Source organism: Alteromonas lipotrueiana, from assembly GCF_019249245.1.
GTDB classification, from domain to species: domain Bacteria; phylum Pseudomonadota; class Gammaproteobacteria; order Enterobacterales; family Alteromonadaceae; genus Alteromonas; species Alteromonas lipotrueiana.
The window spans coordinates 32,332-58,397 of sequence record NZ_JAESDK010000025.1 but is presented as its reverse complement, the minus strand read 5'-3'; the positions used below and the strand labels follow the sequence as shown (position 1 = coordinate 58,397).

Sequence of the window (26,066 nt, the reverse complement as noted above, 5' to 3'; positions counted from 1 at the left end):
TCTACGCGTTTCGTTTTCTGCGTCAACATCTTTTTGAAAGTTTTTTCTAAAAGTGTTTGAAGCTAAAAACCGTTACCAGCGTTGCTCTGTAGCCTGACTGATAACCCTTCTTCTGTGTTGCCGTTTGGCCTGTCCCGTCGAAGTGGAGCGCATTCTACATGAGGAAATAAAACGGTCAACCCCTTTCAAACACTTTTACGCATCTTTTGTATATTTTTGTTTTAAATGCCCATTTTTCCAACAAAACCTGTGCTAGACTTCCGATTTAGTCTATCTCAGTAACAGAATGTTGTTCATTTTATTACAAATGAGTAAACTATCGACAGCCTCCAAGTATCATCTATAACAATATAAAGGTAGGTTTATGAAAGTTGGCTTTATTCACTGCGCTATTGTGAGCGCAATTATCGCGGTTATTGGCTTTGTGATATTTTCATCTTTGGATATGGAAACAAATGTATCACTAGTCATAGCAGCTTTTTTGCTTATAAGTGGTATTGCTTCTCCTTATATTGCTTCTTTATTTGGTTCATCGCCTAGCGTACCCAATCAAGAACAAGCAGCAACGGGAGAAACTGCAACACTTTATGTAGGTAATTTACCCTACAAGGCAAATGAAGATGCCGTTAAGGAGTATTTTAGTAGCTTTGTTCACGTACAGTCAGTCAGGCTTATGAAAGATCGCCGAACTGGTAAACGCAAAGGATATGGATTTATCGAGGTCGTCACCACCGATGTAGATAAAGCTATCGCCGAACTGAACGACAAAATCTTTTTGGAACGAACCTTAAAAGTTCGGCCCGCTAAAGAAAAGGGCGACGAAGAATAGTTTAGAAAACCTGGGAGCCCCCAGGTTTTTTTTTACAGCAAACTTAATCAGATTTTAATGCATTCGTTATATTGCGATTAAACTGATTGAATCGATTGATGGCACTAATCAAATCTGGCACCTGAACTTCAGGCATCTGTTTGATAATCTCCTGTACCAAACTACTGAAATCTTCTTGTTCTGCTAAAGTGGCTTTCGCGTCTTCCTGGTTATTCAGCATTTTTTGCACATACTCTGCTATTGCTTTATTTCGAGGTTCGCCGGCTACGGGTTGAGCAAGTTCTTGTACACTGCCATACGCTTTTGCCATATACGAACTTTGAACCTGAGTTAACTGCAGGGTAAAGCCACTTAAAGACTCTTTATCAAAGTTCAGCCCTTGCGCCTGTTCAAATGCTTTGTCTATGTCACCATCAAAAAACAGCTTGGCCAAATCGGATGTATTGTTCACCAAATCAGTAATGCTTTTAAGCTCTTGTTCGTTTAAATCACCTTCTACTGAAAAGCGAAAACTACTTGCCGATTGCCACTGAATCTCGCTGTAAGCGCCCACGTTGCTATTTTCAAGCATGGTAGAAGCTGCTTCACCAGCGTCGGAGCGCACATTTTGTCGGTACTCCAGCTGTTCGACACTCGCGCGCTGTAAATCAGTAAAACGAATATTGACTTCGTCTCCTTCACGGGTGCGTATAACTAAGCTGCTGTTGCGTTGTTGCTGTTGCGAATATGCCAGCTCTGAAACCTGGCCACCTGCCAACGGATTAACGTTCAAAATTTCTTGCTCTAATGCGCCCATTTGCTCGCCAATTAAAGACTCGCTTTTATCAATGCCCTGACTAATGTCATCATTCAACCAGTCCCCCAAATCCTGGCGGGCCTGACTAATACCTCTGGCCACCCCATCCCGAGCCTGGCCAAACAAGGTTTGTAATTTATCGTCAGGTGCCCCCGCAGAGGCGGCGCCCCGAATAACTCCCCCGACAAAACCCATTACGTTTTTGGCCACCTTTTCAAAGTCGAAGCCGCTGGTCTTTTCTGGCAGAGGGTCGGGCTTACCGGGACGCTGACCGTCAATCACCAGATTTTCTGACATTGATTGACTTACTACTTTATAGCTCACCCTATTCTGGGCAGCGGTCATGCTGATGGTAGTTTCCTGTTGGCTAAACTGAACCGCCTGCTTTAGCCCTTGTTCCTGTAATTGTTTTTTGTGCGCCTTTACCGGATCTGTAATACTTTTGGCGTCTGGCGTGGTGTTGTTTAACTTGTCTATATTCATGGCTAGGTCCTCACTCCTCTCACCTGAAGGTTATCGGCAGGCTGCCCGCATTGTTTAATTTTAGTACAGCACATTAGTGAAATCCGTTGCAGTGTGAGTAAAAGCTACTACAATTCGGCTCCTTCATTATTTGGGTCATTAGGAGAACCACGCATGGCTGATACTAGTAGCAGCACGCAATACACTATTGAATTACAGCAAAAGCATGATCGGTTGCATACATTACTGGCTCCATTTAATGCACCTGAGATAGAAATTTATGCCTCGCAACCCGAACACTATCGAGTGCGGGCCGAATTCAGAGTGTGGCATGAAGGCGATGACTTATATCACATCATGTTTGATTCTCAGACCAAAGAGAAATACCGGGTCGATCAATTTGCAGCAGCAAGCAAAACAATCAACGCAGCGATGCAAGAGATAATGTCGCTACTAAAAGACAATCCGGTAATGCGTAGAAAGTTGTTTCAAATAGATTATTTAAGCGGCCTCAGTGAAGAGCTGGTGATTAGTTTGCTTTACCATAAGCCATTAGATGAGCAGTGGAAACGTGCTGCCGCCCAGCTGCAACAGCAATTGCGTCAGAACTTTAAAGTTAATTTGATTGGTCGTGCCCGAAAACAAAAAGAAGTGCTGGGTAACGACTTTATCATTGAACAACTTCCGGTCAACCAGCGCACATACGAATTTAAACATATAGAAAATAGTTTTACCCAGCCCAATGCTAAAGTGAACTGCGACATGATTGAGTGGGCATTAAAGGTTTGCGGAGAGCCCGAACGGGATTTGCTTGAACTTTATTGTGGCGCCGGGAATTTTTCTTTGCCTATGGCCAGTCAGTATCGAAAAGTAATCGGTACCGAGATTGCCAAACCCTCGGTAACGGCCGCGCAATTCAATATTGCCCGCAACAATATTACGAATGTCGATATTGTGCGCCTGGCTGCCGAGGACTTCACCGTGGCGATGCGTGGCGAGCGAGAGTTTAAACGCTTGGAAGGCATTAATTTATCCGAATACGATTTTGCTACGGTGCTGGTTGACCCGCCCCGCGCAGGTTTGGATGATGACTCACTTAAGATGATTCAGGACTATGAAGAAATTGTTTATATCTCGTGTAATCCCGATACGCTAAGCCAAAACCTGTCCCAACTTTCTAAAACGCATCGTATAGAAGCCGCTGCATTGTTTGACCAGTTCCCGTTTACTCACCATATTGAAACCGGGGTTAAGTTGGTGCGTATTACCAAATGACACTGAGTGAGGCTAACGGGCCTCGTTTCGCGTTACACCTGAGCGGTTTTTATGATGAGACATACGCTCAGAGTAAGCCGCGGCGCCTAGCTGTACAAAGCGCAGCTGAGCTTTTACACGGCGCCCAATTTCACTGCGCATCGAGGGTTCAGCCTCTAATGTTTCAGCACCAGCACTAAACACCAGGCGAACCATCGACTCTGATTGCAAACTGGCAATGCCATGGTCAATAGCTTGTCGCTCTACTATATAGTCTGCCAGCTCTTCAACAAAATGCTGAATTTCGCGCAGCACCGCCATACGATAAGCGGCAGACGTCCCCGTATGTTCGCGCAATAACAAACGAAAAACATTGGCGTTGGCACATATAAATTCGATGAAAGTATCTACCGAAGTATCAATAACCCCGCCGCCAGAATCAATCCGGCTTCGCGCCTGTCGCATCAGCTGGCGTAAAGCGAGGCCCGCTTCATCAACCAATGTTAAGCCTAATTCGTCCATATCTTTAAAGTGACGATAAAATGAGGTGGGTGCAATACCCGCGGCCCGGGCAACTTCGCGTAAGCTAATCGCCGACAAACTGCGGTTGTCATCAAGCAACGAAAAGGCCGCTAAAATAATGCTTTGGCGAGTTTTTTGTTTTTGTTCTTGTCGACTCAAATTAACCTCCTGAAGATCAGCACTAGTTTACCTCAGTTGCGTATAAAGCTCGACCTTAGATATCTTACTGTTTAACTTCGCATTTCCTCCGGTATACTTTTCTAACGCGTTTTTTAAACAATTTTAACGTATACTTTATGGTAAAAAAGGGCCGTTTTGCTTTACTAACACGGTATTTATCGCTAAATTAGCGAACAGTTGTAAGCTGAGTTGTGATTAATGAAAAAACCACCCATTATTTTGACAAACGCTCTGGTATTTATTGTTACCGGAGCTATTGCATTCGTTGGTGTGCCCCTTTGGGCTGCCTACATTGGCTTTGATGCCGTTGAAATTATCACCGCTGTGGTGCTGTTCTACTTTACCGGTATGTCGATTACCGCCGGTTACCACCGGTTGTGGTCGCACAAGACCTACGATGCCAATATCGTGGTTCGGGTTGTGCTGGCAATAGGCGGAGCCATGGCCTTGCAAAATAGCATTTTGCACTGGTGTTCTGACCACCGCATCCATCACCGTTATGTTGATGACAATGACAAAGACCCATACTCGGCTCGCAAGGGCTTGTGGTTTGCGCATATTGGCTGGATGCTTCGAGAGTATCAGTCGCATCGCTATGATGATTACCGTAACTGTAAAGACTTACAGAAAGATTCTGTGGTTATGTGGCAGCATAAATATTACTTACCTATTGTTCTGATTTCTAACTTTGGTATTACCGGGTTTTTAGGTTGGTTAAACGGCGACATTCTTGGCATGATATTATTTGCGGGTGTGTTTCGTTTGGTAATGGTTCACCACGTAACCTTCTTCATCAATTCATTGGCGCATTTTTGGGGTCGTCAGCCTTATACTGACAAAAATACTGCCCGTGATAATGGGGTGCTGGCATTTTTCACCTTTGGGGAGGGATACCATAATTATCACCATATTTTTGAATATGACTATCGTAACGGTATTCGCTGGTATCAGTTTGATCCGACAAAATGGTTAATAAGGGGTTTGGCTTATATGGGTATGACCTATAACTTGCGCCGGGTGCCTGAAGAACGTATAGAGAAGGCACGTATTGCTATGCAATTGCAGCAAGCCAGTGAAAAAGTATCGCAGCTGCCCAATGCTGAAGAGATCATGCAAAAGATTCAGGAAGAATACGATCTTCTTATGCAAAGAATGTCTGATTACTATACGGCCAAAAAACGGTTAATGAAAGTACGTCAAAAATGCATAAAACGCAGCGTTGAGCGTATTGAATTAGACTTTAACTACAAAGAGTTAAAAAACAGTCTGGCTTTGCAGCGTGAAAAATGGCTTAAGTTACAAAGTACAAATTTTGCCCTCGCCTGAAAAGAGTAAAGCAAGGCCATGAATGAAAGCGCGTTTATTACAAAACGCGCTTTTTTTATGCTTGTTGCGGGGTGAGCTTTTCCTGCTGATTTGTTGTATAAACAGCTACGGAAAAATCACCCAAAGCTCAATAATAAAACCTAAGCTATATTTGCGTTTTATCTATTTTAGACCACACTAAGCATTACGTATGTTATATGTACATCAATGCTTTATAAGAAGTAACTGCATGTTGGTTTTGTTGTAAGTCAGGGAGTACACCATGGCAGGACACCACTATGAATAATGATGCTTTGTTTAGCTTTGCAGAAGAAACAGATCCTCCTTCCTTACATTCAGACTTAAATTCTGAATGGGTGATATTAAGCGTAGAGGACGACCCTGGCTACCAACAGTCTTTATCTTTAGGTCTCAAGGGGCTTATAGTCAATAACGCCCCCATCCGACTTCTTACCGCCAGTTCGGCAGCGCAAGCGGCAAAAGTTATCGCTGAAAACGACAATATTTCGGTCATTTTATTAGATGTAGTAATGGAGCATGATGATGCAGGACTATTTTTAGTTAATACTATTCGCAATGTCATTGGCAACGAATTAGTAAGAATTGTACTGTTAACAGGCCAGCCTGGGTTAGCGCCGCGTTTTGATACCATGCGCGATTTTGATGTAGACGAGTATTGGAATAAAGTCGATTTGACCGCAGAAAAGCTGCGCAGTGTTGTTACCAGTAATGTAAAAACCTGGGACTCTCTTCACGAGCTGGCTGTCGCCAAGCGCGGTTTACAAATGATTGTCGATGCATCAAGAAGCATTACAGCCCGCCAGGAAATTCATAGCTTTTCTGATACCGTATTACAAGAAATTACTCGCATTATTGAAGTTGAAGAAAGCGGCGGTGTGGCTTGTATTCATTACCCCCAATCAATGTCAGTCAACTATAGCCCAATTGTGGCAGCCAGTGGAGAGTTTGCTCAGCGTAAAGCAACCTCGTTAAACGAACTGTTAGGTACGCTAGACAAAGAAGAAACACAACAGTTACACCACTGTATTGAATGTGCGGTAACCGAACAGGAACACCAGTTCAATGGTCAATGGACGGTACTGTACTTTAGTACTCAGGATTTGGACAACCGACGATATTTAATTATTGTCAAATCTGTTGCGGCTTTACAAATAAGCCACATTACTCTGTTAATGGTTTTTAGCCAGAACATAGGTAATGGATTCACAAACCTGGCTCTGCTAAATAAACTTACCACCTTGGCGTATTATGACACTAAGCTGGCAATACCTAATCGCAACTGGCTAGAACGCGAGTTGCAAACGACCTCGCAAACCGAGCGTCGAAACCTGGTATTGCTGCTATTTAGAGTAAACGATTATTTTACCAGTGAAATTATACTTGGTAGTGAGTTTATGCAGGCAATGATGACAAGTCTGTTTGACCGATTGCGGTGTGAAGTTGGTAGTCATCAGGCTATTGTTCGCCTTGATGAAGATTGCCTGGCTATTTTGGTTGCTAAGTCAAATGTACCAAATAAAAGTACATTGCAGGCTATGTCAGAGCAGGTACTGGTATTAAGCGGAATAGAACACCGAACGCAGTTATCGATAGCAAACCTGGACATGGGTCTGGTAGCAGGCGAAGATGCAGAACAGGCAATTCGCCTTGCCGAAGCAACCCTGCACGAGGCCAACCGAGACGGTCAGTCGGTGGGTTACTACAGCGCCCACTTACTTCACTCGCTCGAAAACCGGTTCACGCTGCTTAAACATCTACGCGATGCTATCAGTAATAAAGGTCAGTTGAAGGTTTATTACCAACCAAAATTTGACTTACACACAGGCAGAATTTGCGGCGCCGAAGCGCTGGTTCGCTGGCAATACGACGACCAAACCTTACTCCCCCCTGATAAGTTTATTGCGCTGGCCGAAACTTCCGGCTTGATTACCCAAATTGATACACAGGTTATGGAAACTGTATTTGACGATCTAGACAATCTGCAATCGTTAAATTGTGCTTTGCCTATTTCATTCAATGTTTCTAATCTGGATTTACTCACCCCCGACTTTATTACTGCGCTTGAAAATAGACTCAGCACATCAAAACTTACGTCTTCGTTACTGGAAATTGAAATAACCGAAACCCAGGCTATGCAAAATTATCAAACGGTAACTAAGGTATTAAGCAAACTGGTGGGCATGGGCGTTACGGTAAGTATTGACGACTTTGGGACCGGTTATTCATCACTTGCGCATTTTACCAAGCTGGCCGCCACGGTATTGAAGGTTGACCGAAGCTTTGTTGCTCAGTTAGAAGGCAATGAAAAAGACAGTGCGCTTGCAGTTATAAAAATGGTAAAAACATTTGCCGAACAATTTGGCGCCATTGTGGTTGCCGAAGGAATAGAAACAGAAAACCAGCGTGATATTCTTACTACAAATGGCTATCACGTGGGCCAGGGCTTTTTATTTTCTAAGCCCATCCCCTTTCACCAGTTTCGTTCATTGTTGATAGAATCTCATTCTGGTTAAGCGGCGTTGAAACAGTATTATTCCTATTTTGTGCAACAAGCCCGTCTATGGTGGTGGGTTTTATGTATTCTATTTCTGGCGTTTCTCTCAGGTTTTGTGCAATACGAAAAGAGCTTACAAAACCAGCTTGAGCAGTTAGAGACCGAACACCTTAATACGCTGTCGTCAGCCAATTCTTACTTTAGCCGTGAGTTGGGCGATTTACGTAACAGTATGAGGTTAGTTGCCTCGCACTTACAAGACCTCATAACCCGCACCGATAAGTCTGCAAACCAGGTAGAAGAAGTATTCAAGAAAGTGGGCGGAACATTACCCCGGGTTTCACAAATTCGTTGGATGGACCTTCAGGGCAATGAACTGTTCAGAACAAATTTCACTGGTTTAGAAACAAAAAACGTGACGCCTCAGGAGTTACAGAATAAACAACACCGGGCATATTTTAAAAAAATCAGTCAAACCTTACCCGGCCAGTTAATACTGAGCAAAATCAACTTGAATGTAGAAAACGGTCAAATAATTCACCCGTTTGAGCCTACTGTTCGCGCGTTAATCCATAGTCCCCCAACCCACCCGCTGGGCGAGGGCTATCTGGTGGTTAATTTTCGGCTGACCTCTTTATTCTCCTTTCTGGCAACCTTAAGCCAGACTACCACGGGGTTGCTCATTGCTTATGATGATCATAGTTGGTTGCTGCACTCAGACAAAGCTCTTGAATGGAGCTCTGATCTTAAAACCAAACCCGCCAGCCTACCTATAAACAATCCGCGCTTGTGGGAGCCGCTGCGCACCAATACAGCGGTATCGGTCAAATTAGCTGACGAAGGGAATGTCTATAGCGCCAATCATACTCGCATTCGTTATAGTGAAAAAAAAGGTGATAGCGAAAGAATATTTTTTATCGCACAAACACCGGCCAGTCATTACGGACATATGGTCGAACGAGCGTTGCTACCGGCTTTAATCACCGGCTCTTTGGTTTTTTTATTAGGTTGTATTTTGCTGTATCGGGAAATTTCATTAGGTCTTGCACTGCAAAAGCTAACCACCGAATTAAACCTTGAAAAAGACGAGTTAGCCGACACGCTTGCAGTACAGCGTCAATTGCGTGAGGAGCTTGTTGAAATTGAAAAGATGGCATCTTTAGGCATGCTCGTTGCGGGTGTAGCTCACGAAATGAACACCCCACTAGGCGCCGCGTTAATGTCAGTAAGCGATATGCAGGTTCGTTTAGAAGACTTAAAAAGAGACATTAAACAAGGTTTAAAAAAATCCTCTTTAGATCATTATTTGCAGGCTACCTCAGAATCATCTGCTTTAGCTTTGTCTAATTTACAGCGTGCCAGTAACCTTATTAAACGCTTTAAACGCCTGGCAGTCGACAGAACCAGCGAAAATTGCTCGCAGTTCAATCTGTATCAGTGTATTCATGATTTATTAAGAGCGATGCAACCTCAACTTAAACAGCACAATGTAAACATTGAAATTGTGTGCTCTAAAACCATTTATATGCACAGCTTTCCAGGTATATTGTCGCAAGTTCTTCAAAACCTGATTAATAACTGCATGCATCATGCTTTCGAACACGTAAAAAAACCCGCCATTACCATTGAAGTACAGCAGCGTGACCAGCATGTTGTATTAACGGTCACGGACAATGGTCAGGGTGTGAATGAAGAGGTACAAAACACGCTTTTTGAACCCTTTATCACCAGCAATCGTCAACAGGGAAACACCGGCCTTGGCTTGCACTTGGTGCATCAATGGGTATGTCAGATTATGGAAGGAAAAATTCAGGTTATCGCCCCTGCGTCAGGAGGGACTCAGTTTGAACTTATTTTGCCTTTAAGTGTAAGTCAGCCTGATTAATACACGTCCCCGTAAGCATCGTTCATATGCTAACATTACAAGCAAAAACACAGCACCTTATTAAAAACTGCCCGATTTTTCTGCTTTTAGCGTACGTAAATACATTCATAATTTAAGCGACATAGCGAGTTTTAACTATGACAAAAAAGACCTCTTCAAAACAAAAGTCTACTCCCAAGTATCAGTTTGACGCGGTGGTAATAGGTACAGGTCCCGGGGGCGAAGGTGTTGCTATGCAATTGGCAAAAGCCGGAAAAGATGTCGCGGTTATCGAACGTTATGAAGCGGTAGGAGGCGGATGCACACACTGGGGAACTATTCCATCAAAAGCCTTACGTCATTCAGTAAGCCGACTCATTGAGTACAACAACACACCGTTGTTTTCAGAAAATCATATCAATAGAAGTGTCAGTTTTTCAGAAATTATGCGCCATGCCAGTGGCGTTATTCAAAGTCAGTCAAAACTTCGTTCATCGTTTTACGACCGTAACCGCGTGACTTTGTTTTATGGAGAAGCACGCTTTGCTGATAAACACACATTGCATATCGCTCGCAATGATGGCTCTTATGAAACTGTTACCGCCCGTCAAATTGTGTTAGCTACTGGCTCAAGACCCTATTGCCCGGAAGACATCGATTTTTCTCATCCGCGCATTTACAACTCTGACACCATTTTAAATATGACCCACGATCCAAAATCTATCATCATTTGCGGAGCAGGTGTCATAGGATCAGAATATGCCAGTATTTTTCGAGGGCTGGGGGTTAAAGTGGACCTGGTTAATATGCGCGAACGCCTGCTGTCTTTTCTGGACGCTGAAATCTCTGATGCTCTTAGCTATCACTTGTGGAACAACGGCGTGGTTATCCGCAACAATGAGACCTATGCCTCGGTCGAAGGACGAGATGACAGTGTGGTATTAAATTTGGACTCGGGTAAACGTATGCGCGCCGACTGTCTTTTGTTTGCAAACGGTCGTACCGGCAATACCGATATGCTCAACCTGGACGCCGTCGGTCTTAAAGCCGATGCCCGCGGTCAGATATCAGTAAACGAGCACTATCAAACTGAAATCGACAATATTTTTGCTGTAGGCGATGTTATTGGTTATCCAAGCCTGGCATCAGCAGCATATAACCAAGGTCGTTTTGCCGCCGAAGCCATGCTGGATGGAAAAGCAAATTCGAGATTGGTGGAGGATATCCCTACCGGCATTTATACCATTCCGGAGATAAGCTCAGTGGGCAAAACCGAGCAGGAATTAACCGAAATGAAGGTGCCCTACGAAGTGGGTCGAGCTCAGTTTAAACATCTTGCGCGGGCTCAGATTGCCTCCACCCAGGTAGGTAGCCTGAAAATTTTATTTCATCGGGAAACCAAAGAAATTCTTGGTATTCATTGTTTTGGTGAGCGTGCCTCTGAAATAGTTCATATAGGCCAGGCAATTATGCAGCAAAAAGGTGACGCCAATACGTTGGATTACTTTGTAAATACCACATTTAATTACCCTACAATGGCTGAAGCCTATCGAGTGGCGGCGTTAAATGGACTCAACCGCATATTTTAGACATATTGAAATACAAGTTTGTTATTAATAGCTAACATCCGGTAGGCCTGCGTTGCAGGTTACCGTTTATCAGAAAGTAAGATTGTCAAAGTTGCCTCTTATTCATACCGAGATTGATGGAGGCGCAATGATAGGGGGGTGAAGATAATGGCCGGTGAAACTAACGACAGTGAGTTTTTGCGCCTGATGGGCCGGGTTCGACAGTGTACTTTGTGTCAAAGCCAGCTTCCCCAACCCCCGCGTCCGGTTTTGGCTGCATCACCGCAAAGTCGTATTATAGTGGTAGGTCAGGCGCCTGGCATTGTTGCTCATGATACCGCCATGCCGTGGAACGATAGGAGTGGAGACCGATTACGAAGCTGGATGGGCGTTGACCGCGAGGTATTTTACGACACCTCATTAATTTCGTTAATTCCTATGGGATTTTGTTTTCCTGGCTACAAAAATGGCGCTGATGCGCCGCCTCGCAAAGAGTGTGCGCCTACCTGGCATCATTTGCTAATGTCCTACATCAAACCCGATTTAATCCTGCTTGTGGGCCGTTATGCTCAGCAATATTACTGCAAAGAGTACAAGACGCTGACATCAGGCGTAGAAATAGAAGCCAATAAAAACAGTAAGTTTATGATATTACCTCATCCATCCGGGCGTAATAATCGCTGGTTAACTAAAAACCCGTGGTTTGAAACCTCTATCGTCCCTCAACTAAAGGCGCGCGTTGCTGCCTTGATTGAGCATTAGTGTGTTGATGCTTGTCTTGCTGCAAGGTGGTTAATAAGCGCATCAAAAGGCATAGGTTTGGCATACATATAGCCTTGTGCTTCAATACAGCCCAGCTGTTTCATATAATCAGCCTGTTCAACCCGCTCTACCCCTTCGGCAATGGTACTTAAGCCAAGTTTATTGCCTAAGCTCACGATGGTTTCAGCAATTACCGCGGTTTTTCCGGGTTGAATATCGTTAACAAAAGAACGATCGACTTTGAGCCTGTCCAACGGTAAGTGCTGTAAGTAACTCATTGAAGAAAACCCGGTACCAAAGTCGTCAATTGCAATAGATACGCCATGTGCTTTGAGGCTATCCAACGCATCTATCACAATCTGCGGTTCGTCCATTACCACACTTTCTGTAATTTCTAATTCGAGTTGCGAGGGAATACAGGCAAAACGCGCCAAAGCCTGTTTTACTTTATCTACAAAGAGCCGGTCTCTGAATTGCGGCATTGATATGTTCACTGCCACCCTTACCTCACGGTATCCGGCCTGAGTTAAACTTTGGATGCGGCGACAAGATTCATCAAGTACCCACTGACCAATGTCTACAATTAAACCTGAATATTCGGCCATAGGAATAAATACCGCCGGCGACGTGAAACCACCCTGTCCATCTGGCCACCTCAGTAGGCTTTCTACACCAATAATATTACCCGTAGATAAGTTTATTTGTGGCTGAAACCAAAGCTGTAGCTTTCGGTCAGCAAAATCGTTGCGCAGTTGTCGAATCATGCTCAGGCGCAAAATTGTACGCTCTTCTATTTCAGGTGCGTAGTATTCAAAATTATCCTGATGCCGTTTTTTCGCACGATTTAAAGCAATATTAGTTCGTTTAAGAATCTCAAGTCCGGTTTCTTTTTGGCTGGGAAGCTCATAGAGCCCGATATGAACGTTTAGTGGAATGGTATGTTCCAGCGCCTGATAAGACGACTCAAACAAATCATTAATGTGCTGTGGAGAGATTTTTGAAGATAAACCCACCAGACCAAAAATATCGCTACTGATACGAGCTTTATCAATTGAGCTGTCGAAAAAAGAACATAGTCGTGTGGCCACTGATACCAGCAGCGCGTTACCTGCATCTTGCCCTAAACCGTCATTGATATCTGCAAAACGACTGATATCGATCAATGCGACTGTTCTTGATGTATGGCTGTCTGAACTTGGTCTCTCAAGCAGATTGATAAATTCGTTTCTGTTAGGCAGTCGGGTTAACCAGTCACGAAACGCGGCATTACGTAACTGCTGAAACAAATGAACGTTTTCATACCCAATTGAGATACTGGATAAAAACAACTCTAATAACTGTTTATCATTGGCACTCAGGTCATGAGTCATGTTCACATAGACCGCTGCTTCAAAGCCTGCTTTATGCAGATAAAGTACCGAAAAACCCGCATCGAAAATATGTTGTTTTTGCCGTAAACATCGCTGGATATTATCGGTGATCAGAACATCATCCAGCAATGTTAATGGTTGACTGATCAATGGCGCAAAATTGCCCGCGGCTCCTAAGATATAGACTGTTTCTAAATCTTTGCCTATGGTTGAACCTGCTTTCGCACAAACTAGCCCTTCAGCTTCTAAACCCAGTAGCGAAGCCAGCTGAGTCACCACACCTTCACAAAATTCTTTTATTGAGTGTTCTTCAAGCAGGTTTGCAGAACCGTCAATAATTTTTCGCAACCCTACCCGATTTTGGTTAATGGTAATAATATGTTGATAAGCACGGACTGAGGCCACAATGGTAGTTATCAATTGATTGCGGGTAAATTCGGTTTTGATTTTATAATCATTAATATCGTAATCGATAATGGTCGACTGCTCAGGTGCGTTACTTAGCCGCCCCGTTCGCAATACAATGCGCGGTTCTTCAAGACCTAACGTTTCACGTAGATATTTAACCAGAACAAGACCTGCATCATCGGTCTCCATTACAACATCTAGCAATATAACCGCAATCTGCGAACCATGATGAAGTAGCATTTCCCGGGCTTGGGAAGCACTATACGCGTGCAGAAAATTAAGCTGGCGTTTATTTACAACAAGATTCGCCAGAGACAGACGCGTGATGGTATGCGTTTCTTCGTCATCATCGACCACCAATACATTCCAGAATTTTTCGGACAGCCCCGATTCAGACGCCTGCGCATCTTCGTCCAGAAAAACCAGCTTGTCGTTGTCACCGTAAATGTGTGTCATTGTCGGAGAGTCCTTACTACCGCAACAGTCTGTCGAACGCTCTATACCGGGAATTACAAAAACCCGCAATGGAACAGTTTTATCTGTAGCACAAAGTCCGATACCAAAGGCAAATTTTTGTAGCGCCACTACCAAATAAGAATACTAACAATACGCAGAACGACAGGTTTTTGGCCACATTGGCCTATCCTACTTTAGTTGTGTATCGCAGCTATTTTGCCGATGAGGTTTGCATCAAACGTGATCATCTTTGGCTACCGGTATCTCAAATACCGCTCCTTCTTATGCTGTTTCAGTGCTCGTCACTCATTGGCACATAAGACGCTCTTGTAAAATAAAATGTGGGAAAAAGTAGGTTAGAGATGACAAATAAACATCAGTTCTGATAGCAACACAATTTCGATAGTCTTCGACAGCCATCTGAACGATTGAATAAAACGTCTTTATTAACAATGCCATCCCCCTTTGAATTGACACATTAAACAGACAATTCAGTAGATATACATTGACATCCTAAAGCCAGATAAGCCGCGTGGGGATCTGATACGTTGAAAGGTTCATATATCGATTTCTATGTATAAATTGAGTAAAAAACTAACCAAAACAGGTGATTTTTACTTTTGGAAATAATCTCTGGCATCGCCGTGATGCTTCAAAATAATACCAAATTAATTACTCATATTAAATAAGATTAATCTAATATTTTACTTGGTATTGGCAATTCACCACGGTTACGCGGTACATAGCCTCTATAAAGAGTTGGCTGTAGAAAAAGAGTAAAAACCGTAATGCTGGGGATACAATGTTTTGAAAGGCGGCACAGCAGCAGATATGAATTTTGACGTGTTTAAACGAGAAAAAAGACAACATGATTTCCCATGTTGTCTTTTATGAGGTTTAAATACCATCTCCGAATTCATGCAAACCACACTCACGTTTTAGTCCGAAGAAACGAGTGTCCTGCTCGCTCATTCCCTCTTGCAACGACTGAGTGGTATGCCAGTCACCAATTGAGACATAACCCTGCTCCCATAGCGGATGATAAGGCAGGTTGTGTTCTTTAAGGTAGTAATGCAGGTCTTTGTTGCTCCAGTCGATAATAGGATACAACTTGTATTGACCTGCAACCTTTTGTAGCACGGGCAAGTTTTCCCGGCTGTCTGACTGACTTCGACGCAAACCGGCAAACCAGGTCTGCGCTTGTAGCGTCTTCAGCGCCCGCTGCATGGGCTCAACTTTGTTTATACGATTGTATTTTTCAATACCATCGACACCCTGCTCCCACAGTCGTCCGTAGCGCGCTTCTTGCCACGCCGCAGACAATGGGGCCTGATAAACATGCAGATTAAGCCGCAGCTGTTCACTTAGTTCATCTACAAACCCGTATGTTTCAGGAAACAAGTAGCCTGTATCTGTCAAAACCACCGGTATATCGGCTTTAGCCTGAGTACAAAGATGCAGCATGACCGCAGATTGTGCTCCAAAACTCGAAGACACAATATGTTCACCCGGCAAGTATTTGAGAGCCCAGGCAATACGCTGCGCGGCGCTGCGTTGTAGTAACTGCTCGTTGACCCAAGCAAGTTCATCGGCAGAGGCTTGTAAAGAAAGTGGCTGATCGATATCGGTTTGGATATTAGTCATAAAAATCACTTGCTGAGTTTACAACGGGTTTAATGATATCGGCGCGTATTACATAGTCGCCAAACGATTCATTGTTTTCGCGTTCGTTTGCCCAGCGCTCGATAAGCGTATCAAGCTCTGCAAATATTTCGTCTTCGCTAATGTTTTCCCGATACATCCTGGGGATACGCGTGCCTTCGCGATCGCCGCCAATGTGTAGATTGTATTTGCCTGGTCCTTTGCCCACCAAACCAACCTCCGATAGCATAGAGCGCCCGCAACCATTGGGACAACCAGTAATACGAAAGATAATACTTTGTGAACCGATACCATGTTTTTTGAGCAACGACTCCATACGCTCAATAGCTTCTGGTAAATACCGTTCTGCTTCAGCCATGGCCAAAGGACAGGTTGGCAGAGATACACAGGCCATTGAGTCAAGCCGCTGTGAAGTGACATTATCTTCAATCAGCTTATGTTCGCGCGCCAGTGCTTCAATTTTATCTTTATTATCGGGCGCTACGCCGGCAATAATCAGGTTTTGGTTCGCGGTAAGCCGAAAATCGCCTTTGTGAATTTTTGCAATTTCAAGACAACCTGTTTTTAGCGGCTTGCCGGGTTTGTCGATAATACGGCCGTTTTCGATATATACAGTCAGATGAAACTTACCGTCAATGCCTTCAACCCAACCAAACCGGTCGCCACGTGTGGTAAAGCTATATTCACGACTAGGCGCAAACGTTACTCCGGCACGTTTTTCAACTTCGGCTTTAAAGTTGTCAACACCCACCCGCTCAAGGGTATATTTAGTTTTAGCATTTTTGCGATTAACCCGGTTGCCCCAGTCGCGCTGTGTTGAAACCACCGCCTCGGCAATGGCCAACGTATCATTTACGCTGATAAACCCAAAATCGTCTGCTTTACGCGGGTACGTTGAGGTATCACCATGGGTCATCGCCAAACCGCCGCCCACCAATACATTAAAACCAACCAACTTGCCTTGTTCGGCTATGGCAACAAAGTTCAGATCATTGGCATGCACATCAACATCGTTTTGCGGCGGAATAACCACAGTCGTTTTAAATTTACGCGGCAAATAATTGTCGCCTAAAATAGGTTCAACCGTATCTTCGGTACTTTCAATCTTTTCGCCATCGAGCCATATTTCGGCATAAGCACGGGTTCTTGGTAGTAAGTGCTCACTGATTTTCTTCGCCCATTCGTAGGCTTCTAAATGCAGCTTTGACTCTACCGGGTTAGAGGTACACAACACATTGCGGTTAACATCCCCTGCAGTAGCAATAGAGTCAATGCCTACCTTATTGAGTGTTTGATGCATCAATTTGATATTTGGCTTTAACACACCGTGAAACTGGAAGGTTTGACGCGTAGTCAGGCGAATGCTTCCGTACAAGGTATGCTCATCTGCGAACCGGTCAATTTCCTGCCATTGGGTAGGAGTAATAATGCCACCAGGTAACCGTGCGCGCAGCATCACGTTGTGCAAAGGTTCAAGCTTTTGCTTCATCCGTTCTGCACGTATATCACGGTCATCCTGTTGATACATACCGTGAAACCGAATCAGCTGGAAGTTATCTGCGGTAAAGCCTCCGGTCAGGTCATCCTGCAAATCGTTTGCTATGGTGCCGCGTAAATTATTACTTTGCGCTTTTAATCGCTCGTTGTCAGCCAGCTTGCCTTCAACGATAAATGGTGATTTTTCATTGCTCATTAATAGACATCCTTCTGATAACGTTTGGCTTTACGTAAAGCGACCAGATACGCCTTTGCATCTTTCTCGCTCTTATTGCCGTATTGCCCGATAATACTTAATAGGGCTGCTTCCACGTCTTTGGCCATATGCATCGCATCGCCACAAACATAAAAGTGTGCGCCCTGTTCAAGCCATTCAAAGACCTGTTTGCCTTGCTCAAGCAAACGGTGCTGAACATAAACTTTTTCAGCCTGATCGCGCGAGAAAGCCAGCGTAATTTTATTCAAAAGCCCACTTTTTACATAACCCTGCCACTCAACCTGATACAAAAAGTCCTGAGTAAAGTGAGGATTACCGAAGAACAGCCAATTTTTACCTGATGCGTCCTGGGCATCACGCTCTTGCATAAATGCTCGAAAAGGCGCAATCCCGGTACCCGGCCCAACCATAATGATAGGAGTTTCCGGGTTTTCAGGTAGTCTGAAATTGTCATTATGTTCAACAAAAACCTCAACTTCCCCGCCTTCGGCCAAGTACTCACACAAATAGCCAGACGCACCACCTTGATGGCGAACACCAAAAGCCTCGTAGTCAACGTGAGCAATGGTCAGATGAACCTCATCTTCTACTTCACTTTGGCTCGACGCTATAGAGTACAGGCGCGGAGTAAGCGGGCGCAGAGTTTCTACAAGTTGCTGCGCACTAATCTCACCAGGATGATCCCGAACAATATCGACAATCTGACGTTCGGCCATATAAGTGCGTAAGGTGGCCTTATCTTCAAGCAGCGTAGCCAGACTTTCTGAACCGGTGCTCGTCTGATAGGCTTTAATAAAATTGGGATAGCTTAATGTCAGCTCTAATTTTTCGGTCAGGGCCTCCTGCAACGTCATGGTGCTACCGGCCACCTCCACTTTTTCCTCGGCAGACAGTTTGACCAAAGACAACAACTCTGTTACCAGTGCCGGTGCATTTTTAAACCATACCCCCAATGCATCGCCTGGCTGATAGGTAATGCCCGAGTCTTCTAAGCTTATTTCGATATGCTGAATGTCTTTGACCGAATCCCTGCCAGTGATTTTCTGAGCTTCTAGTAATGTTGCAGCGAAGGGCGCTTTTTTAGTGTAGGTGCTGGTAGCTCCAGAGGTCACCGCTGCACCGGTTTGAACGGCTACGGCTTGATCGGTTGGGGCACCTGCTAAATCATCTTTTAAACTGGCGACTAGCTTTTCAGCAAAGCTTTCAGCCTGTGCTTCATAGTCAACGTCACAATCTTCGCGAGGAATAATTGCCGTGGCCCCTTGCTTGGCCAAACGACTGTCAAAGTCTTTTCCGGTTTGGCAGAAAAACTCATAGCTGCTGTCGCCCAGACTTAGTACTGCATACTTCAGATTATTGAGACTAGGCGCTTTTTTGCCACCTAAAAACTCATGCAGCTCAACTGCATCATCAGGCGCGTCGCCTTCACCATGGGTACTTACGTAAGCGACAACATGAGTTTCGCTCTTTAGTTGCCGGGGCTTGTAATCAGCCATACTCACAAGCTTGCTGTTATATCCAGCCGCCTCTGTTTTACTTTGTAATGCCTGAGCAAGATGTTTTGCATTGCCCGTTTGCGAGCCATACAAAATAGTTAATGTGGGAGTATTAGTGGCTGCAACAGGTCCGGCTACCGGCGCCTGGCCTGCGCCCGCACCTGATGAGGCTGCCATTCCGGCCATGTATCCACTTACCCAGGTAAGCTGATCGCGATTTAAACCCGCAATAGCCTGAGTAATTGCATTCCACTGTTGTTCGTTTATCACCGCTGTGGGTGTTGTATTTTGATTAGAATCTTGTGACATAACTCATTAGCCTCAATTTGATATGCTAAGGCTAACGAGTTTATGCAAGAAGAGATAAGAATTATTATGCCTTTTTTATTACCTAAAGTGATTAAACCAAAACTTTTAGGTCTAGAAGTGCAATTCTAAGCCGGCAAAGGCACCATCATAAGACATGTCTGCATAGACATTATCCAGATCTTCAATGTCCATTTCTATGTTGCGATAACCTAGCTGAACGGTCATATCGACCGCCAAACTTTCAATAAACGAATAGGTTAATGCAATTTGATAATCGCTAAACTTATGATCATCAAACGAAAGATAGCTGCCCTCGGCATAAGCACCTAACCCGGTGAAAGGCAAGCCCACCTGAACCCGCGAATAAGCCATAGGAATGACCCCAGAGAAATCAGTTGACCCCCGGGTTGCGCTGTCTTCGTCCTGCACACTTAAAACGCCATCAACGTATTTGCCGTTAATGCCTACATCAAAGCTTACCAGGTCGTTGTCAAACAGTTCGTAATACAAAATAATATCGGTACTGTTTAGATCTATACCCGTAAAAACGTCGCTATCGGCAGTATATAAGTCGCCCTCGAAAGTAAAACCGGAATCAAGCTGTGTATTACCCTCAGTATCTAACGTCGTATAATTAAGCTTTATGTTTGGAACAAACGGAACCGGATGTTCAAAAGCAATATAGCCAGAAGACTGAGTTTCATCTGCTAAATTAAAGTTTGCGGTATTGTTATTATCAGCGAACCCACCCTCGGTGGTGCTTCGCCACGCCTGCGCGCCCACGTAAACACCGGCAATGGTATCTGCCAAAACCGGTGTAGCGGCAAATGAACCTGCTAATGCCAGGGCCATAATGCGTTTTTTCATTGTTTATCCTTGATTCATTAATTCAGAAAGTTCAATAAGTGCAGCATTTGCACGAGAAATATAGTTAGCCATAACCAGTGAATGGTTGGCCATCATACCAAAGCCATCCCCGTTTAAAATCATAGGACTCCAGACAGTTTGTTGTGTAGCTTCAAGCTCGCGGATAATTTGACGTAAACTTACCAGCGCGTTTTTATCTTCAAGCACATCTGCAAATTCAATTTCTGCGGCTTTTAAGTATTGAAGCATAGCCCATGATGCGCCTTTTGCTTCAAAAAACACATCATCCAGTTTCCACCAACTGGTCTGAACATGACTTTCTGAAACCTGCGCCTTATTTTTGGCATTACGTTGCCCGGCCATATCTGTATTTATTCTGGCTGAGCCTACGCTGGCACTTAAACGCTGCGAATAACTTCCAAGTCGCTTTTCTACCATTTTTATCCACTCGCGCAAGTTATCGGCGCGGGTATAAAACTGGCTGCTGCGATTATTCGGATCAACCAGTTCAGCGCGATAGGCATAAAGTAAATCTATACCTTTGCGGTAGCTGGATTCAGCTTCTGGAAACATCCAGTTTTTATGATCCATATTAAACTGCGGAACCGCTTTAGAGATATGTTTGTTCTCAACCGATTGAGACTGCGAGCGGCTAAAATCCTTACGCATCGACATTGCCAAATCTCGGGTCATCTCTAATACGCCAAACTCCCAGGCCGGCATATCGTCAAGCAAAACGCCGGGAGGCATAACATCGTTTGATAAGTATCCACCTGGTTTGTCTAACAATGTTTCAGCGACCATTATCATTGTTGTGGTCATGGTATAACCAGGCACTTCTGTATGTGCACGACTTTGAGCCTGTGCTGCCACCCGATTTTTCACATCAAAGGTTGAAGGGGAAAGACTCCAGTACCACCCGATTGCCCAGATGATAATTAATAGCAGGGCCACCACAGCGCCGATACGTTTCGCATTAAGATGTTGTTTGATGCTCAACTTTGCTTTCCTTATTAGAGATAACAGACAGCCACCAGAATAATCGCTTTCGGGCAGCTTTCAAACCTGTTTTAAATTGCGGTGTGAACACTTACAAGCTGTGGGGATGACTGGACTCAGTTCGGCTTATTGAACGAACGACCATTACCATAGCCACCACCAGCAATACGGGCCAAAATAAACTAACACCGAACACCGCCAAAGCGGCTATCGCAGCAACCATGCCCAGTATAAGTGCTCCGACCATACTTATCGCCACTATAAAGCCTATTATTGCAAACACAACTGCCAGCACTAAAAAAACCACCAACCCATCAAGCGGTGCCAGCAGATGATTATTAAAATGCATCGAAATATCAAACCACCGTTCAACAGCTCCGCCCAGGGCCCACGCCGCCCCCATTGCGATAATAATTGCGATAAAAAAATTTTTCATCAGGACCACCGTGGCAAAATAATGACCGCAGCAAGATAAGCCACAATGGTAAGTGCGGGCATCATAAGCAAGGCCACCACAGTAGCAATTCTTACCCACAGAGCATCGATACCCAAATACCGGGCTAACCCTGCACATACACCACTAACGACTGACTGGCTCATAATACGATGAACACGTTTGTCTGAATGAACAGTTTTCATTTTCTTACTCCATTACTAATTTAAGGCAGACGCACTTGCGCGTTTTTGTTTTAGCTCAGCAAGTTCTTGCTCTATCGCGTTATTACGTTGCAACGTGTTAAATGCTTCGGTCACATGCTGAGTGTCTGATGTGATTGAATACCGATTTATGCGTGACTGGAATTGTTCAACCTGTTGCTGAATTTTAGCCACGTCACTGGCGTTTGAAGCGTTTGAATACAAGTTACTAGCAGAGCGGCGTGTCACTTCAGTCTTCGGCGTTAATTCTCGCACTCGTTTTTTCGCTTGCGCGCGGGCATGTTGTAACCGCGTGATGTCTTCATCTAATTGCTCAAGGGCACTTTTGTGATGATTCGCATCGTGCTGTAATTGCGCTAGTTGTGTATCGCACTGATGCTTTTTGGCTAGTGCAACGCGTGCCTGGGGTTCGTTACCTTGCTCTACCAGCTGGTGAGCTTGCTGTTGCCAATGTTGAGCAGCTCGTTGCTGTTGCAGCCGTGTTCGCTCAATCTGCTTACGTGCGCTTATATGCTGCACACTGCTATCACGAGCCAGCTTAATCGACGCTTCGATTTCGCTTGCGATGAGTCTGAGCATTTTTTGGGGATCTTCAGCTTTATCCAGTAAAGAATTAAGGTTTGAGTTAACAATATCCGATGCTCTTGAAAATAGTCCCATAGTAGCCTCCTGGAGGTAAAGTCGCGGGGTTAATCTGGCCATAGCACCGCGCAAAAACTCTCAATAATAGTTATAAAAAATACCACCCAAAGGATATAAGTTACTGTTTACTAAGCTTTGTTATCAACAATACTTCAGGTAACAGTCGACCCTGGTTTTTATTAAAGAGTGAAACGATAGTTGCTTTCACGGTACAAATGGTAATTTAGCCACCGGCAAAAATGGCAGAGATAAAAAGCAGCGCTCGGGCTGCTCTTTATATTTAATTTACTACGCTATAGTTGCTGGTCATTGGCGTCAGCATTTTCATCTTCACGTTGCAATGAAGCCGAAAGATCCTGAATGCTTACATTACCGCGAAGCCTGTCGGTAACCTGCGGTTCAAAGAAATAAACGGTGTTAGCAACAGCTTGTTGTACGTCCAACTGCATCTCGTAACTGGTCTGAACCATCAGGTTATCAATCATGGTGCCTACTACTTTTTCTACCGATACCTGCTGGGCCATTACCGGCGCAGAAGCAACAGAAGTAGCAAAAAGGGCAGCGGTAAAAAATTGTGTGGCTTTCATGGGGTTATCCTCAGATTTTGGTTAAGTAGGCAAACTGTTTTGCCGTTACCAAGAGGATTGCGAAAGGTGTGCCAGCACCTTGAACTTTTTCAAGGTGCTGTTTTTGTTGGCATTATTTTATTTTAAGAAGTTAATCAAGGGCGGTTAAAAATTACTCGCATCACTATTTGGTCAAAATGACTATATTAGTTAGCATTTTTAACCAGCCTGACTTTGGCGATATTCGGCGGCCTCTTTCTGTGCATGTTCAACCTGGCCCAAAGCGTTCATCAATAAATTTGGATCCGGATTTTTACCGGTTCCATGCTGGCTTAAATAGCGGCGCCAAATTCGGCCGCCGGTCTGATTTTGAAACAACCCCAGCATATGCCTGGCTACATGCCAGGGCTTAAAGTATGGCCCTGTTTGCCGCTCAATATATTGTTGCATAATACGCACTACATCAGCTCGTGAAGGGATTTCATATACATCATCAAACACAGTGGCGTCTACCTGACTAAGCAGATATGGGTTTGCATAAATTTCACGACCCATCATAACGCCATCGACCTGGAGCAATTGCTCGCGGGTTTGTTCTAACGTTTTAATACCGCCATTAATACTGATATTCAGCTCAGGATAGGCCTGTTTTAGCTGATGCACCCGTGGGTAATTAAGTGGGGGGACTTCGCGATTTTCTTTCGGGCTCAGCCCTTTCAACCAAGCCTTGCGGGCATGGACAATAAAAGTGTCGCACCCTGCGTTAGCTACGATATCGATAAAGCGGGAGAAGTCTTCGTATTCGTCCATATCATCAATGCCGATTCGACATTTTACAGTAACCGGAATATCCACCTCTTGCTGCATGGCTTTAACCGAAGCCGCCACCATTTCTGGCTGTGCCATTAAACACGCACCAAAGCTACCGTTTTTAACCCGGTCTGACGGGCACCCGACATTGATATTGACCTCATCATAGCCGCGCTCCTGTGCTAAGACGGCACAGCGAGCCATATCTGTTGCGTCGCTTCCGCCTAACTGCAACGCCACAGGGTGTTCGGCATCATTGAAAGCAAGGTAGTCCCCTTTCCCAAAAATAATCGCCCCGGTGGTGACCATTTCGGTGTAAAGCAAAGTGTGACGCGACAACTGACGTAAAAAATAACGGCAATGACGATCTGTCCAATCCAGCATAGGTGCCACTGAAAAGCGCCTGTCGATAGCGGGCTTTACAAAGTTACTTCTTGAACCTTTTGTATCAGACACTTACTGCATTCCTCTACTCAAAACTATTGTTAAAATTATCAAACTTTTCACGGGTTTTAGTCCCCATTCAGGGAACGCGGTGCCCAAATGGGGGAGTAATTTTCCGCTTTGCGCACCCTCTAACGGGTTAAATCAGATGGCTAATATTAGCATAAGTAAGGGAACGAGAAAAAATGGAGTTTCTTATACCGCAAGGGTTAGACAGAAACAAAGCGGTATTATCACGTGTTCTAAAAGTAAAACATTCAATACTAAAGCAGCAGCCCACAAATGGGCGAAGGAAACAGCTCATAAGGTCGAGAACAATACTTTTAGTCCTATTCATTGTGCCTCCCAGTCTAAATTCGATTAGGGTGCTGGTCGGCACAATGTCATCAGCAAAAAACTGGGGGGCAGAATAGTTTCCCCACCCAGAAAAAAGTGCTAGTCCGTCACCAACTCCATCCAGGTAACGGTTTCACCATTGTCGGGGGGAGAGATTGCAATGTGTGACATTTTTGAGTCAGGCGCAGCCCCATGCCAATGCCTGGTATTAGGTGCAATGGTGATTACATTGCCTGGAAGCATGGCTCTTGTCTCACTGCCTTCACGTTGAACCAGTCCTTTACCGGAGATAATAATAAGTGTCTGTCCTTTGGGATGCGTATGCCATGCAGTTCGGGCACCCGCCTCAAACTCTACCATTGCCCCGCGATAGCGGTCCCCCACCGGAGAGGCAAAGCGTGAACTGACTACTGCCTTTCCGGTAAATTTATCTGGGGAGCCAATTGTACGGGATTGGTCTGTGTTGACTTCAACATCCGCCAAATGAGTGTCTTTGAAGGTAATATCCATTTTGTCATTTAACACATTTCGTGCCCTGATGGCACTGTCTTCACTTACTGCTTCTTGAAGTATGTGGGTAAATTGACGTAGCTGGGCAGCGGTATATCCTACTCGCATGGAAAGCTTCAAATGCGAGGTAAGCTGGGCTTCAGCGCCTGCCATTGCTGATAGCATGCTAATGGTAACCAGCTCTCTGTCCTTAATACTCAGGACATCTCGATAAAAGATGTCGGCAAAAAGATGTTCAACAAGAAACGTATCAATGGTTGGAACAAACGCAGCGTAACCTGAAGTACGATTAGAGATATCTCTGCCTACCAGTTCATTGCGTGTTTTGTGGCCGTAAGCATTTGCATTGTAGTCACTCGGCAAAGGCGTCGCCTCATTCCCCAGCTTATCGCTAAGCCCTTGCTCTTTTCGATGCTCCGAGACCTTAATAAAGGTATTAATACCATTTAGTGCACGTGGAAATCCTGCGTAGGCATAGGAGTGAATAAAGATCTCTTTCACTTCATTTACTGTCAGCCCATTGTTCAGCCCGTCGTTAAGTGCGCGTTCCAGCGCCTGCGTGTTGCCTGCCGCCGTCAGCGCTGCAATAGGAATAATGGCCTTTTGTCTGTCAGTAAGTTGGGTATCGGGTTCTGCAGCATATGCATAACTAAATGCCAGAAAATAAAAAACCATCCCTCGCACTGCCAACAGGAGCGTCGTGGCTATCGAACTCGCTCTATTCATAGTGTAAGCCTTATTG

21 protein-coding genes are annotated in these 26,066 nt (G+C 44.6%); 7 read left to right on the top strand and 14 right to left on the bottom strand.

What is annotated here, in order from left to right:
* Positions 1–364 precede the first annotated feature (364 nt).
* On the top strand, positions 365–829 hold the full coding sequence (locus tag JK130_RS15055) for an RNA recognition motif domain-containing protein (RefSeq protein ID WP_218355152.1): 465 nt from the start codon (positions 365–367) through the stop codon (positions 827–829).
* 43 nt (positions 830–872) lie between these two features.
* On the opposite strand, the gene JK130_RS15050 is transcribed toward JK130_RS15055, so the two are convergent.
* Entirely contained in the window at positions 873–2,108 is a 1,236-nt protein-coding gene (locus JK130_RS15050) for a DUF5610 domain-containing protein (protein ID WP_218355151.1), read from the bottom strand.
* A gap of 153 nt (positions 2,109–2,261) precedes the next feature.
* Between JK130_RS15050 and trmA the strand changes: the two genes are divergently transcribed.
* Complete coding sequence (gene trmA / locus JK130_RS15045; RefSeq protein ID WP_218355150.1) at positions 2,262–3,362, top strand: tRNA (uridine(54)-C5)-methyltransferase TrmA; 1,101 nt, start codon at positions 2,262–2,264, stop codon at positions 3,360–3,362.
* A gap of 12 nt (positions 3,363–3,374) precedes the next feature.
* Here the strand turns inward: trmA and fabR are convergent, their stop codons facing one another.
* On the bottom strand, positions 3,375–4,022 hold the full coding sequence (gene fabR, locus JK130_RS15040) for an HTH-type transcriptional repressor FabR (RefSeq protein ID WP_218355149.1): 648 nt from the start codon (positions 4,020–4,022) through the stop codon (positions 3,375–3,377).
* A 219-nt stretch (positions 4,023–4,241) separates the two neighbouring features.
* Here fabR and JK130_RS15035 point away from each other — a divergent pair, with 219 nt between their 5' ends.
* The 5 genes from JK130_RS15035 to JK130_RS15015 all read left to right on the top strand — a co-directional run bounded on the left by JK130_RS15035 (position 4,242) and on the right by JK130_RS15015 (position 12,078).
* Complete coding sequence (locus JK130_RS15035; RefSeq protein WP_218355148.1) at positions 4,242–5,369, top strand: acyl-CoA desaturase; 1,128 nt, start codon at positions 4,242–4,244, stop codon at positions 5,367–5,369.
* 278 nt (positions 5,370–5,647) lie between these two features.
* Complete coding sequence (locus JK130_RS15030) at positions 5,648–7,903, top strand: GGDEF/EAL domain-containing response regulator (RefSeq protein WP_218355147.1); 2,256 nt, start codon at positions 5,648–5,650, stop codon at positions 7,901–7,903.
* A 96-nt stretch (positions 7,904–7,999) separates the two neighbouring features.
* The gene (locus tag JK130_RS16795; RefSeq protein WP_218355146.1) at positions 8,000–9,769 is read left to right on the top strand and encodes a sensor histidine kinase; all 1,770 of its coding nucleotides are present in this window, start codon (positions 8,000–8,002) and stop codon (positions 9,767–9,769) included.
* A 137-nt stretch (positions 9,770–9,906) separates the two neighbouring features.
* A complete protein-coding gene (gene sthA / locus JK130_RS15020) occupies positions 9,907–11,337 on the top strand; it encodes a Si-specific NAD(P)(+) transhydrogenase (protein WP_218355145.1) in 1,431 nt (476 codons plus the stop codon).
* Positions 11,338–11,484: 147 nt separating this feature from the next.
* Positions 11,485–12,078: a uracil-DNA glycosylase family protein gene (locus JK130_RS15015; protein ID WP_218355144.1), complete on the top strand. Its 594-nt coding sequence runs from the start codon at positions 11,485–11,487 to the stop codon at positions 12,076–12,078.
* On the opposite strand, the gene JK130_RS15010 is transcribed toward JK130_RS15015, so the two are convergent.
* The 12 genes from JK130_RS15010 to JK130_RS14955 all read right to left on the bottom strand — a co-directional run bounded on the left by JK130_RS15010 (position 12,075) and on the right by JK130_RS14955 (position 26,050).
* Positions 12,075–14,312 carry a bifunctional diguanylate cyclase/phosphodiesterase gene (locus JK130_RS15010; RefSeq protein ID WP_218355143.1) on the bottom strand — a complete coding sequence of 746 codons (2,238 nt, stop codon included), beginning with the start codon at positions 14,310–14,312 and terminating at the stop codon, positions 12,075–12,077. The genes JK130_RS15015 and JK130_RS15010 overlap by 4 nt on opposite strands.
* Positions 14,313–15,209: 897 nt before the next feature.
* Complete coding sequence (locus tag JK130_RS15005) at positions 15,210–15,956, bottom strand: phosphoadenylyl-sulfate reductase (RefSeq protein WP_218355142.1); 747 nt, start codon at positions 15,954–15,956, stop codon at positions 15,210–15,212.
* Complete coding sequence (gene cysI, locus JK130_RS15000; protein WP_218355141.1) at positions 15,949–17,667, bottom strand: assimilatory sulfite reductase (NADPH) hemoprotein subunit; 1,719 nt, start codon at positions 17,665–17,667, stop codon at positions 15,949–15,951. The genes JK130_RS15005 and cysI overlap by 8 nt, the downstream gene beginning before the upstream one ends.
* A complete protein-coding gene (locus JK130_RS14995; protein ID WP_218355140.1) occupies positions 17,667–19,493 on the bottom strand; it encodes an assimilatory sulfite reductase (NADPH) flavoprotein subunit in 1,827 nt (608 codons plus the stop codon). The genes cysI and JK130_RS14995 overlap by 1 nt, the downstream gene beginning before the upstream one ends.
* Before the next feature lie 111 nt (positions 19,494–19,604).
* Entirely contained in the window at positions 19,605–20,360 is a 756-nt protein-coding gene (locus JK130_RS14990; RefSeq protein WP_218355139.1) for a TIGR04219 family outer membrane beta-barrel protein, read from the bottom strand.
* Between the two features lie 3 nt (positions 20,361–20,363).
* Complete coding sequence (locus JK130_RS14985; protein WP_218355157.1) at positions 20,364–21,353, bottom strand: DUF2333 family protein; 990 nt, start codon at positions 21,351–21,353, stop codon at positions 20,364–20,366.
* Positions 21,354–21,450: 97 nt separating this feature from the next.
* Positions 21,451–21,795, bottom strand: a complete 345-nt coding sequence (locus JK130_RS14980; RefSeq protein ID WP_218355138.1) for a hypothetical protein — start codon at positions 21,793–21,795, stop codon at positions 21,451–21,453.
* Complete coding sequence (locus JK130_RS14975; RefSeq protein WP_218355137.1) at positions 21,795–21,998, bottom strand: PspC domain-containing protein; 204 nt, start codon at positions 21,996–21,998, stop codon at positions 21,795–21,797. The genes JK130_RS14980 and JK130_RS14975 overlap by 1 nt, the downstream gene beginning before the upstream one ends.
* Positions 21,999–22,013: 15 nt before the next feature.
* Positions 22,014–22,676 (bottom strand): PspA/IM30 family protein, encoded by a 663-nt coding sequence (locus tag JK130_RS14970; protein ID WP_218355136.1) that lies wholly within the window; start codon positions 22,674–22,676, stop codon positions 22,014–22,016.
* A 275-nt stretch (positions 22,677–22,951) separates the two neighbouring features.
* A complete protein-coding gene (locus tag JK130_RS14965; protein WP_218355135.1) occupies positions 22,952–23,245 on the bottom strand; it encodes a hypothetical protein in 294 nt (97 codons plus the stop codon).
* Positions 23,246–23,443: 198 nt separating this feature from the next.
* Complete coding sequence (gene dusA, locus JK130_RS14960; RefSeq protein ID WP_343211009.1) at positions 23,444–24,490, bottom strand: tRNA dihydrouridine(20/20a) synthase DusA; 1,047 nt, start codon at positions 24,488–24,490, stop codon at positions 23,444–23,446.
* Positions 24,491–24,913: 423 nt separating this feature from the next.
* Positions 24,914–26,050 carry a (R)-mandelonitrile lyase gene (locus tag JK130_RS14955; RefSeq protein ID WP_246587827.1) on the bottom strand — a complete coding sequence of 379 codons (1,137 nt, stop codon included), beginning with the start codon at positions 26,048–26,050 and terminating at the stop codon, positions 24,914–24,916.
* Positions 26,051–26,066: the final 16 nt, after the last annotated feature.

Excerpts from the sequence above, each read along its gene's own strand:
- JK130_RS15055 (WP_218355152.1), top strand. The coding sequence starts at position 365 with ATGAAAGTTGGCTTTATTCACTGCGCTATTGTGAGCGCAATTATCGCG.
- JK130_RS15050 (WP_218355151.1), bottom strand. The coding sequence starts at position 2,108 with ATGAATATAGACAAGTTAAACAACACCACGCCAGACGCCAAAAGTATT.
- trmA (WP_218355150.1), top strand. The coding sequence starts at position 2,262 with ATGGCTGATACTAGTAGCAGCACGCAATACACTATTGAATTACAGCAA.
- JK130_RS15035 (WP_218355148.1), top strand. The coding sequence starts at position 4,242 with ATGAAAAAACCACCCATTATTTTGACAAACGCTCTGGTATTTATTGTT.
- JK130_RS15030 (WP_218355147.1), top strand. The coding sequence starts at position 5,648 with ATGAATAATGATGCTTTGTTTAGCTTTGCAGAAGAAACAGATCCTCCT.
- sthA (WP_218355145.1), top strand. The coding sequence starts at position 9,907 with ATGACAAAAAAGACCTCTTCAAAACAAAAGTCTACTCCCAAGTATCAG.
- JK130_RS15015 (WP_218355144.1), top strand. The coding sequence starts at position 11,485 with ATGGCCGGTGAAACTAACGACAGTGAGTTTTTGCGCCTGATGGGCCGG.
- JK130_RS15010 (WP_218355143.1), bottom strand. The coding sequence starts at position 14,312 with ATGACACACATTTACGGTGACAACGACAAGCTGGTTTTTCTGGACGAA.
- JK130_RS15005 (WP_218355142.1), bottom strand. The coding sequence starts at position 15,956 with ATGACTAATATCCAAACCGATATCGATCAGCCACTTTCTTTACAAGCC.
- cysI (WP_218355141.1), bottom strand. The coding sequence starts at position 17,667 with ATGAGCAATGAAAAATCACCATTTATCGTTGAAGGCAAGCTGGCTGAC.
- JK130_RS14995 (WP_218355140.1), bottom strand. The coding sequence starts at position 19,493 with ATGTCACAAGATTCTAATCAAAATACAACACCCACAGCGGTGATAAAC.
- JK130_RS14990 (WP_218355139.1), bottom strand. The coding sequence starts at position 20,360 with ATGAAAAAACGCATTATGGCCCTGGCATTAGCAGGTTCATTTGCCGCT.
- JK130_RS14980 (WP_218355138.1), bottom strand. The coding sequence starts at position 21,795 with ATGAAAAATTTTTTTATCGCAATTATTATCGCAATGGGGGCGGCGTGG.
- JK130_RS14975 (WP_218355137.1), bottom strand. The coding sequence starts at position 21,998 with ATGAAAACTGTTCATTCAGACAAACGTGTTCATCGTATTATGAGCCAG.
- JK130_RS14970 (WP_218355136.1), bottom strand. The coding sequence starts at position 22,676 with ATGGGACTATTTTCAAGAGCATCGGATATTGTTAACTCAAACCTTAAT.
- JK130_RS14965 (WP_218355135.1), bottom strand. The coding sequence starts at position 23,245 with ATGAAAGCCACACAATTTTTTACCGCTGCCCTTTTTGCTACTTCTGTT.
- JK130_RS14955 (WP_246587827.1), bottom strand. The coding sequence starts at position 26,050 with ATGAATAGAGCGAGTTCGATAGCCACGACGCTCCTGTTGGCAGTGCGA.